This is a genomic window from Photobacterium sp. OFAV2-7, from assembly GCF_022347985.1.
Classification (GTDB): Bacteria; Pseudomonadota; Gammaproteobacteria; order Enterobacterales; family Vibrionaceae; genus Photobacterium.
The window spans coordinates 1-3,632 of the sequence record NZ_JAKRFQ010000522.1 but is presented as its reverse complement, the minus strand read 5'-3'; the positions used below and the strand labels follow the sequence as shown (position 1 = coordinate 3,632).

Below are 3,632 nucleotides of genomic sequence, written 5' to 3'. Positions count from 1 at the left end.
TACCACCTTGCAGCAATTTACGATCTTGAAGCAGAAGAAGAAGCAATGATGCGTGCCAATATTAACGGCACCGAAAATACGCTCAGACTGGCAGAGCGTATAAACGCAGGTTGTTTCCACTACGTCAGTTCTATCGCAGTCGCCGGTCAATTCCGCGGCTGGTTCCGCGAAGATATGCTGGATGAGGCAACTGGTCTTGATCATCCTTACTTCGCCACCAAGCACGATGCGGAAAAATTGGTCAGGGAATCAGCAACGATTCCATGGCGTGCCTACCGCCCAGGTATTGTTATTGGTGATTCAGTCACTGGTGAAGCTGATCGTGTCGACGGCCCCTATTACTTCTTCAAAATCATTCAGCGCCTGCGTCGTTCGCTACCAGAGTGGATGCCACTGCTAGGACTTGAAGGTGGCCGACTAAACCTGGTACCGGTCGATTACGTTGCTGACTGTATCGATCATATCTCTCACAAGGACAATGTAGAGGGACAGTGCTTCCACTTGGTGGATCCTGATCCTTATCGCGCTGGCGAAGTCATCAATATGTTTGCCGAGGCAGGACACGCCCCTAAAATGGCAATGCGTCTTGATATGCGCCTGTTCCGTATGGTGCCAAATCACTTCTGGAGCCAGCTTGGCCACCTTCCGGTTCTCAAGCGTTTCATTGATGCGATTAGCCAGGAAATACAGGTCCCTAAAGATGCGTTGGGAATGTTTAACTACCCGACTCAGTTTGATTGCACAAACACACTAAATGCACTGTCAGACAGTAACATCAGTTGCCCTCGCCTTCCGGATTATGCCAACAACATCTGGGACTACTGGGAACGCAACCTTGATCCTTCGCTTCACGTTGACAGAACCTTGAAAGGCTGTGTCGACAACAAGGTGATTGCCCTGACGGGTGCATCATCAGGTATTGGCTATACCACGGCGTTGAAACTTGCCGAAACGAATGCCACGCTGGTACTTATTGCCCGTGACCTGGAGCGCCTACAGCAAACCCGTAACGAAGTAGAACGCCGTGGTGGCCGTGCATATATCTACCAATGTGATTTAAGCAAAGATGAACCCAGCCAAAAAGTGCTGGAAGAGATCAAGCGTGATCACGGCAAGGTCGATATCCTGATCAATAACGCCGGACGTTCAATCCGTCGTTCAGTTATGCACTCCACTGAGCGTCTGCATGACTACGAGCGTACCATGCAGATCAACTACTTCGGTTCGCTAAGAATGATCCTGGGGCTACTGCCTGAGATGGTCGAACAACGTGCCGGACATATTATCAATATCTCCTCGATTGCCGTTCTGACCAACCAGCCACGCTTCTCTGCCTACGCGGCTTCGAAGTCTGCACTGGACTCATTTACCCGTACTGCCGGTGCCGAACTGTGCGGCCAGGGGATCAACTTTACCACCATCAATATGCCTTTGGTGGAAACACCGATGATCGCTGATCACTATCGTAAGGCTGAAGGTGGGATCCCGCTGCTGACATCCGAAGAAGCTGCCGATCTAATTGTCAAAGCAATCATTGAAAAACCTAAACGTATTGCAAACCGTCTTGGTCTGTTTGCGGCCTTGGTCCATGGTGTTTATCCGAAGATTGGCGAACTGGTAATGAGTACCGGCTTTAACATGGCACCTGAATCTGATGGCTTGGAGCATGATTCAGATCCAAAACAAGATAGCGCCGATGTGATGGCATTATCTAGCATCATCCGTGAAATACACATGTAAGGAAACACTATGCAAGTTACTGCAATTCATGACTACAAGGAAAATTTGGATACCTTGCTACGTTACTTCAGTGAAGACGACCTCATCACTGAGAAGTACCTGAAGTTGGGTGCCCGAAATGTCCGAGTCAATAAACTCGAAGAAACGGATGACGGCTTCATTGTGGAAACCCAGCGCGAGGTTCCGGCCAACGTACCCGGCGTACTAAAAAGTATTTTGGGCAGCTTTAATACCGTAAAGCAAAAAGAAAGTTGGCACTGGCAGGAAAATGAGCAGCTACTATGCCATATGGATGTCGAAATCATTGGTGTCCCGGCGACAATATCGGGGCAAATGATGTTCAGCGAACCAACTGACCGTACTGGTGTATCAACCCAGAACGACGTGTCGGTTACTGTTAAGTCATCCGTTCCGCTCATTGGCAGCACGTTAGTCTCTTTCATCTGTGATGATATCAAAGCGCAGATGCAAACTGAGTACGAGTTTCTGTGTGAAACACTGCCACAGCTGGTTGCAGAGGACTAAAAACCGCCGCTGAGATATGTGTAGCTGTGCAGTATTACGGTGCTTTATGCCACCAGTACTGCGCAGCTACCCTAGCAAAACAAGGAAGATACAATGAAAACCCGCGACAGGATTTTATTAGTTAGCCTTGACCTGTTTAATCGTGACGGTATTTCACAGGTAAGCACACTGATTATTGCTACTGAAATGGGGATCAGCCCGGGTAACCTGTACTATCACTTCAGGGGCAAGGATGAAATAATTGCAACCCTGGTAACCGAGCTGCAAAACTCGCTGGTTACCATCAGCAACGAGTACCCGAAGCAGGTAAAAGATTTTGACGACTATTGGCCATTTATGCACACCATTATGGCGTTATTCACTCACTATCGCTTCCTGTTTAGGAACCTCGACAGCCTCAACAGTCAGAGTCCGCAAATCAAGCGTAAAATACGTACACTGATCTTGAAGCTGCGTCACCTCAGCAATGACATGCTGGCACACCTTATCAGTCTTGGTAAGTTAAAATGCGATGAAAAAAGCCTACCTTTGCTGGCCGATAATTTATTGCTGGTTAGCCTGAACTGGCTCAATTACCAAACGTTGCTGGATGACAAATACAGCGAAACTGAATTGATCAGAGCTGGTGTACTTCGTCTGATATCTATGGTCGAACCTTATTTGACCGAATCAGCCGATTCACCGTTTTATACGCACCAGGATTTGCTCGACGAACTAGTAAGCTAATACAGCTTTCGACAAGATAATAACGAAACAATAGCGCCTTTAACTTTTCGGGCGTTATTGTTTTTCTATATCAAGCACGAAAAAAATATCCCTCACTACACTTTCCCACATAATCTGCGTCACTTTATTGACGAATTACTCCTTAAAGTATCTCTTTGTAAATCAAAGCAATATGCATACAGCTTTGTATACGTATGCCATTCTGCAAGAAACTTTGATAAAAGTATAAATTTTGTATTATCTATACATAAAATGAGTGACATTCGGCCCGATTAGTTATTAAATGGCCTCTCGTGTTGTAAGATGTGTCGCTACTCAATAACAAAGACTCTGGCATGTCTGAGTTGGATATGTACTTTTCCGAAGGTTAATCGCCCCATGTTTAAAAACGCTATGCTCATCGCTGCCATTAGTTTGTCTTTTGCCAGTCATGCCAACACACTGCTCATAGAAAGCGAAGCAGAGCAAGTTAAGCAAATAAAAGCTAAATACAGCAACACAGCTGAACTGAAAGAGCTAACCAAGATCAGCAGCAGCATTTTTACGCTTTCCTCTCGTATTGAAGAACAGAAATCAGCGATTGTTAAAGATAAGCAACTATACCAGGAATATCAGCGTCGCCTCAGCGAGGAGATGTTATC

General features: G+C 46.3%; 3 protein-coding genes and 1 pseudogene. All 4 read left to right on the top strand.

Annotation, left to right across the window (positions count from 1 at the left end; genetic code table 11):
• On the top strand, positions 1–1,740 hold a 1,740-nt coding region (locus MHN01_RS20205), incomplete at its 5' end, for an SDR family oxidoreductase (protein ID WP_239413044.1).
• A gap of 9 nt (positions 1,741–1,749) precedes the next feature.
• On the top strand, positions 1,750–2,265 hold the full coding sequence (locus tag MHN01_RS20200) for a DUF2505 domain-containing protein (protein ID WP_239413043.1): 516 nt from the start codon (positions 1,750–1,752) through the stop codon (positions 2,263–2,265).
• Positions 2,266–2,358: 93 nt separating this feature from the next.
• Positions 2,359–2,991, top strand: coding sequence for a TetR/AcrR family transcriptional regulator (locus tag MHN01_RS20195; protein WP_239413042.1), 633 nt, complete (start codon positions 2,359–2,361; stop codon positions 2,989–2,991).
• 378 nt (positions 2,992–3,369) lie between these two features.
• Positions 3,370–3,632 (top strand): annotated as a pseudogene (locus tag MHN01_RS20190) (hypothetical protein); the annotation flags it as partial.